Raw genomic sequence first — 5,752 nt, forward strand, 5'->3', positions numbered from 1 at the left:
GGTTTCGCTGGCTCGATGAAGTTTGACGAAATCGCCGCCTTTGCCTCGAACAACCCGGGTCCGGGCCTGATCTTCGGCATGGTGTTCCTCATCGCTGGTCTGGCGTTCAAGGTTTCGGCCGCTCCGTTCCACATGTGGACGCCGGACGTGTACCAAGGCGCACCGACTCCGGTCGTGGCCCTGTTCGCCACCGCTCCGAAGGTCGCCGCGATGATCCTCATCGCCCGCGTTCTGATCGACGGCTTCAACCTCGCGCACTTCCAGTGGGCGCAGGTGGTGATCCTGATCTCGCTGATCTCGTTCGCCGTGGGTTCGTTCGGCGGTCTGCTGCAGAAAGACATCCAGCGCCTGCTGGCTTATTCGTCGATCATCAACATCGGCTATGCCCTGCTGGGTATCGCAGCCGGTACCGAGATGGGCGTTCAGGCCATGCTGATGTTCATGACCCTGTATGTCGTGGACCAGTTCGGCTTCTTCGCCATCCTGCTGTCGCTCAGCCGTAACGGCCGTCCGATCCGTAACATCTCGGATCTGGCCGGCCTGAAGCAGGAGCGTCCGGTCACCGCGATTGCCCTGACCATTCTGGCCCTGTCGTCGGTCGGTATTCCGCCGCTGTCGGGCTTCTGGGGCAAGTACTATGTGTTCGGTGCCGCTGCCGATGCCGGTTACTGGATGGCGGGTGCCGCCGGTCTGGTGGCCTCGGTCGTGGCTGCCTTCTACTACCTGCGTATCATCAAGGTCATGTGGTTCGACGCCGCTGAAACCGAGGTGAAGACCGACAAGGCTCCGGTTGTCCCGCAATGGGTTGGCTGGGCTGCGGCTGCCTTCGCATTCCCGGTTCTGCTGGTCGCCCTGACCTGGCTTGAGCCGCTCACCAAGGCCGCTGCGGCCGGCGTGGGCGTGGGTTAAGGAGCCTTGGCGGCTCCGGTCCTGATCCTGCAGGAGATCGACTCTACCAATGCCGAGGCGCGCAGGCGCGCCGAGGCGGGTGAGTTCGGTCCCCTGTGGATCGGGGCCAAACGCCAAACTGCCGGACGCGGGCGCAGGGGCCGCGCGTGGGAAACCGATACGGGCAATCTGGCCCAGACCCTGCTGATCACCCTCGACACGTCGCCGTTGGAAGCCTCGCAGCTGACGTTCGTGTCGGCTCTGGCTGTCTATGATCTGGTTGCGCGCTATGTCCCGCCCAGTCTGGTGACGATTAAATGGCCCAATGATGTTCTGCTGGATGGCCGCAAGGTGTCGGGCATCCTGCTGGAAAGCGGACCGCTGGGCCCAGGCAAGCTGTGGCTCGCTGTCGGCATTGGCGTGAACCTGAAGGTCGCACCGCAGGGGACCGAGCGCCCCGCTACCGCCATAGCCGATCACCTCAGCGCCGAGCGTCTGGCTCCGCCGTCGTTCGAGGAAGGGGCTCAGGCACTTGCAGAAACCTTCGATCATTGGCTGGACGTATGGAACGCCCAGGGCTTTGACGCCGTGCGGCAGGCTTGGGTTGATCGTACACCGGGGCTGTTTGGTCCGTGCGTGGCGCGACTGACCCATGAAACCATCGAAGGCACTGCCGACGGTGTGGAAGCGGACGGATCGCTGCGGATGCGATTGGCTGATGGTACGATGCGCCTGATCTCGGCGGGCGATGTGTTTTTCGGAGTAGGTGGCTGATGCTGCTGGCGATTGAACAGGGCAATACCAATACGCTTTTCGCGGTCCACGACGGCGAAAGCTGGATTGCCCAATGGCGCACGGCCACCGAAGCCACTCGCACCGGCGATGAATACGCCGTCTGGCTTCACCAACTGTTCGAAATGATGAGCGCCAAAACGGGGCGCAAGCTGGCCATGACGGACATGGACGGCTGCATCATCTCCTCGGTCGTGCCGCAGTCGATCTTCAATCTACGCAACCTGTCGCGCCGCTATCTGGAGGTCGAACCTCTGGTGATCGGCGAGAATGCCGAGTTGGGCATTGATGTGCGCATCCCCAAGCCGAGCGAGGCGGGTGCCGACCGTCTGGTCAATGCCATCGGCGCACTGACGACCTATTCCGGCGACCTGCTGTTGATCGACAGCGGTACAGCCACCACATTCGATATCGTATCGGCCGGTGACGCCCCGGGGCAGGGTGCCTTCGAGGGCGGCGTTATCGCGCCGGGTATCAATCTTTCCGTGCAGGCCCTGCACGAAGCGGCAGCGAAACTGCCGCGTATCGCTATTCAACGCCCCTCCGTCGTGATCGGGCGCGACACCGTCACCTCGATGCAGTCGGGGGTTTTCTGGGGCTATGTCGGCCTCATCGACGGGCTTGTCGCGAAGATCAAGGCCGAGTGGGGACGTCCGATGACCGTGGTGGGAACCGGCGGTGTCGCGTCTCTATTCGAAGGGGCCAGTACAACTATTGACCGGTTTGATCCGGACCTGACCATCCGCGGCCTTTTGGAGATCTGGCGGCGGAACAACCTCCGTTAAGGACTGTATGACTCAAGAAAATAAGAACGAACTCGTCTTCCTGCCGCTCGGCGGGTCGAACGAGGTCGGCATGAACCTCAATGCTTACGGCTTTGGTCCTGAGCATGACCGCAAGTGGATTATCGTCGACGTCGGCGTGACCTTTGGCGACCAATCGACGCCGGGTGTGGACGTTATCGTCCCCGATCCGTCCTTCCTCGAAGGCGAGGAAATCCTCGGCATCGTGCTGACCCACGCGCACGAGGACCACATCGGCGCGCTCGGCTGGCTGTTCGACCGCATCAAGGCCCCGCTGTACGCCACGCCGTTCACCGCCTTCCTGATCCGCGAAAAGCTGCGCGACCATAACCTCGACGAAGAGGTCGAACTGAACGAAGTGCCGCTGGGTGGCAATGTCCAGCTTGGCCCGTTCGATGTGACCTATGTCACCATCACGCACTCGATCGCCGAGCCGAATGGCCTGTCGATCAAGACCCCGCTGGGCACGGTACTGCATACCGGTGACTGGAAGCTGGACGACCAGCCCGTCGTGGGCGAGCGCACGGACGAAGCCTTCATCCGCTCGCTGGGTGACGAGGGCGTGCTGGCCATGGTCTGCGACTCCACCAACGTCTTCGTCGAAGGCGTGGCGGGTTCCGAAGGCGATGTCCGCGAAAAGCTGGTCGAACTGATCAAGCCGCTGAAGGGCCGCGTGGCTGTCGGCTGTTTCGCCTCCAACGTCGCCCGTATGGACAGCGTGATCTATGCCGCCGAACAGGCTGGTCGCCGCGTCGCGCTGGCGGGCCGTTCGATGCACCGCATCACCGCCGCCGCCAAGTCGGTCGGCATGCTGCCGGATGTGCAGTTCCTGTCGGAAGAGGAGGCCAAGATCTGGCCTGCCGACCAGATTCTGTTCCTCTGCACCGGATCGCAGGGCGAAGCCCGCGCCGCCCTGTCGCGCGTGGCCGAGGGTACGCACCCCTTCATCAAACTGGGGCAGGGCGACCACTGCATCTTCTCGTCGCGGGTTATTCCTGGCAACGAGCTGGCGATTGCGCGTCTGCAGGACAAACTCGCCGAAAAGGGCGTCCAGATTTACACCGAAAAGGGCAATCCGGGCATCCACGTCTCGGGTCACCCGTGCCGCGACGAACTGCGCCAGATGTATGCGTGGGCCCGTCCCAAGATTGCCGTCCCGACCCACGGCCAGCGTCGCCACCTGATCGAGCATGGCCATCTGGCCAAGTCTCTGGGTGTCGAACAGGTCGTGACGCCGCGCAACGGTGACATGGTGCGTCTGGCTCCGGGCTATGCCGAGATCATCGACGAGGTGCCGTCGGGCCGCCTGTTTGTTGATGGCGGCATGCTGGTCGAAGAACAGGGCGAAGCCCTGCGCGAGCGCCGCCATGCGGCCAGCAACGGTATGCTGATCGTCGCCTTTGCACTGGACCGTCGTGGCAAGATGGTCAGCGACATCGATATCCGCTCGGTCGGTATGCCGGGTGATGGCGAAGGCCGTCTGGAGCAAATCCTCGACGATCTGGCCGAACGCGTCGAAGACGTGGTTCGGAGTCTGAAGGGTGAAGCTCTGGAAGACGAACTGGTCATCGAACAGGCCGTCGCCCGCACCCTGAAAAAGGCGTCCCAGAAGGTCTGGGGCCGCCGTCCGATCGTTGAAACCATTGTCCTGAGGATGTGATGACCGACCGGCTCTACCTGCTGAATCCGGATTGGCATGATGATCAGGGCGGGCCGTGGTTCTGCCCGCCGGGCGCGATGATCGAGGGCGTTCTCGGCCTCTATCCGCGCCTGCGCGAGCAGATGCAGATCACCTATGTCGACCACCCGCGCCCGCGCGCGCTGGTGGTCGCCGAAGTGGGGGAGGCCGATCAGTCCTGCCCCATGCTGATCCTCGATGGCGAGTTTGAGTGGCCCGACGCCTTGGTCAGCGCCGAGACGGGGGCACGCTATCTGAAGGACGATGCCATCCTGCCATATTGGGCAGCACGCTATGGCATAGGCCGCCCGCATCCTTAAGGATGCCGCCTCTCAGGCTCAGCGTCCCTAACTCGCATACAATCTTAGATATTTGCGTTGTTTTAGTGCTGTGTAGGCGGTGCTAAAACAACGTCGACGTGTTCGATTTGAAATCGAGATCGTTATGGATGCTTAGGATTAAGGACTGACGCCATGTACAAGAGCCTGCTTCACAGGGCGCTATTCTATGCGCTTGTGCCGTTCCTGTTTTGGGTCGGGGTCTATGTTCTCGATGCAGGCCCCATGGCGACCGCGATTAAGATTTTCATCTTTCTTGTCGCGACTGACGCCATGGTGACCTTTATCCGGCGCGATACGAAGGGCTGATTTTCACCACGGCGAGCTTAGCCCGCTGTCACCTTGTGATAGTTGGGCTTGTCCAGATCGCCGACCTCGACGGTGATCTGGCGCGGGCCATCATATTGGGTCAGGGCTGCAACCATGGCCTTGAGCGTCGCTTCGCCCAGTGCCGTCTTTTGCTCCTGCGTCCGCCCGCTGAGGATGAGCACGTCGCAGTGCACCATGGCCTGATCCGGCGATCCATCAGCAATCACCAGATTGTCCGCGCGTACGATGCGGGTCTTGCACGACTCCAGCGTCGCACCCGTATGCTCGACACACAGGTCGTGGATTTCGAGCGCCAGCTTGCGAAAGTCGGCTTTATCGAAATGGGTGGAGTGTTCGAGCGTAATCTGTGGCATGACGGGTCCTGAAATGGCGGTGTGCGATATCTAGGCCGTATCTTGGCTGTCGTCACCGCTGTGTTTGAGTCATCGGGGATACGTTTATGCCGCTGGGTCCTTTTACCCTTGTCGCCATTTATCTGACTGCTTGGTGGATCGTGCTGTTCATGATCCTGCCCATCGGGATGAACAGTCAGGTCGATGAGCCGCCGACGGACGGATCACAGTGGGGTGCCCCCAAGAATCCGAACCTGAAGAAGAAATTCATCACCACCACCTGGGTTTCGGCCATTGTCTGGGCTGTGATCGTGGGTGTGATCTGGGCTGGCATCATCCCTGTGCCCGAGATCGATCCCGCCCGTCTTCCCGCACTCTAAGCGCTCGTTACCCATTTTTCCGGCGGTGTGCGTTGCCATGCCAAAGCCCTAGGGGCTAATCACACCGGACAAGATTCAGGAAAGCCTACCCCATGCGTTTGTCGCGCTATTTTCTGCCGACCCTCAAGGAAGCCCCCTCTGACGCCCAGATCGTCTCGCATCAGCTGATGATGCGCGCGGGCATGATCAAGCAGGAGGCCGCTGGCATCTA

The 5,752-nt window shown here is 61.6% G+C and carries 9 protein-coding genes; 8 read left to right on the forward strand and 1 reads right to left on the reverse strand.

The annotated features are described in order from the left end of the window. The 6 genes from Q0Y42_RS13780 to Q0Y42_RS13805 form a co-directional block, all read left to right on the forward strand. Positions 1-909, forward strand: a 909-nt coding sequence (locus Q0Y42_RS13780; protein ID WP_297804903.1) for an NADH-quinone oxidoreductase subunit N, incomplete at its 5' end; no start/stop codon positions are given. A 6-nt stretch (positions 910-915) separates the two neighbouring features. Further along, positions 916-1,662, forward strand: a complete 747-nt coding sequence (locus Q0Y42_RS13785) for a biotin--[acetyl-CoA-carboxylase] ligase (RefSeq protein WP_297804906.1) — start codon at positions 916-918, stop codon at positions 1,660-1,662. Then, on the forward strand, positions 1,659-2,465 hold the full coding sequence (locus tag Q0Y42_RS13790) for a type III pantothenate kinase (protein ID WP_297804924.1): 807 nt from the start codon (positions 1,659-1,661) through the stop codon (positions 2,463-2,465). Before Q0Y42_RS13785 ends, Q0Y42_RS13790 begins: the two co-directional genes overlap by 4 nt. A gap of 7 nt (positions 2,466-2,472) precedes the next feature. Then, positions 2,473-4,143 (forward strand): ribonuclease J, encoded by a 1,671-nt coding sequence (locus Q0Y42_RS13795; protein ID WP_297804908.1) that lies wholly within the window; start codon positions 2,473-2,475, stop codon positions 4,141-4,143. Beyond that, positions 4,143-4,481, forward strand: a complete 339-nt coding sequence (locus tag Q0Y42_RS13800; protein ID WP_297804911.1) for a DUF3088 family protein — start codon at positions 4,143-4,145, stop codon at positions 4,479-4,481. The genes Q0Y42_RS13795 and Q0Y42_RS13800 overlap by 1 nt, the downstream gene beginning before the upstream one ends. A 153-nt stretch (positions 4,482-4,634) precedes the next feature. Continuing rightward, positions 4,635-4,808: a hypothetical protein gene (locus Q0Y42_RS13805; protein WP_297804914.1), complete on the forward strand. Its 174-nt coding sequence runs from the start codon at positions 4,635-4,637 to the stop codon at positions 4,806-4,808. A gap of 17 nt (positions 4,809-4,825) precedes the next feature. On the opposite strand, the gene Q0Y42_RS13810 is transcribed toward Q0Y42_RS13805, so the two are convergent. After that, positions 4,826-5,182, reverse strand: coding sequence for an isomerase (locus Q0Y42_RS13810; protein WP_297804917.1), 357 nt, complete (start codon positions 5,180-5,182; stop codon positions 4,826-4,828). A gap of 86 nt (positions 5,183-5,268) precedes the next feature. Between Q0Y42_RS13810 and Q0Y42_RS13815 the strand changes: the two genes are divergently transcribed. Together Q0Y42_RS13815 and Q0Y42_RS13820 are read left to right on the forward strand one after the other, a co-directional pair. Continuing rightward, positions 5,269-5,541 carry a DUF1467 family protein gene (locus tag Q0Y42_RS13815; protein WP_297804920.1) on the forward strand — a complete coding sequence of 91 codons (273 nt, stop codon included), beginning with the start codon at positions 5,269-5,271 and terminating at the stop codon, positions 5,539-5,541. 92 nt (positions 5,542-5,633) lie between these two features. After that, positions 5,634-5,752: hypothetical protein (locus tag Q0Y42_RS13820; RefSeq protein ID WP_297804926.1), on the forward strand; the 119-nt coding region annotated here is incomplete at its 3' end.

Source organism: uncultured Brevundimonas sp., assembly GCF_947305955.1.
Lineage (GTDB): Bacteria > Pseudomonadota > Alphaproteobacteria > Caulobacterales > Caulobacteraceae > Brevundimonas.

What these genes read in the sequence shown, in the direction of transcription:
- Q0Y42_RS13795 (WP_297804908.1), top strand. Translation starts at nt 2,473, where the DNA reads ATGACTCAAGAAAATAAGAACGAACTCGTCTTCCTGCCGCTCGGCGGG.
- Q0Y42_RS13800 (WP_297804911.1), top strand. Translation starts at nt 4,143, where the DNA reads ATGACCGACCGGCTCTACCTGCTGAATCCGGATTGGCATGATGATCAG.
- Q0Y42_RS13805 (WP_297804914.1), top strand. Translation starts at nt 4,635, where the DNA reads ATGTACAAGAGCCTGCTTCACAGGGCGCTATTCTATGCGCTTGTGCCG.
- Q0Y42_RS13810 (WP_297804917.1), bottom strand. Translation starts at nt 5,182, where the DNA reads ATGCCACAGATTACGCTCGAACACTCCACCCATTTCGATAAAGCCGAC.
- Q0Y42_RS13815 (WP_297804920.1), top strand. Translation starts at nt 5,269, where the DNA reads ATGCCGCTGGGTCCTTTTACCCTTGTCGCCATTTATCTGACTGCTTGG.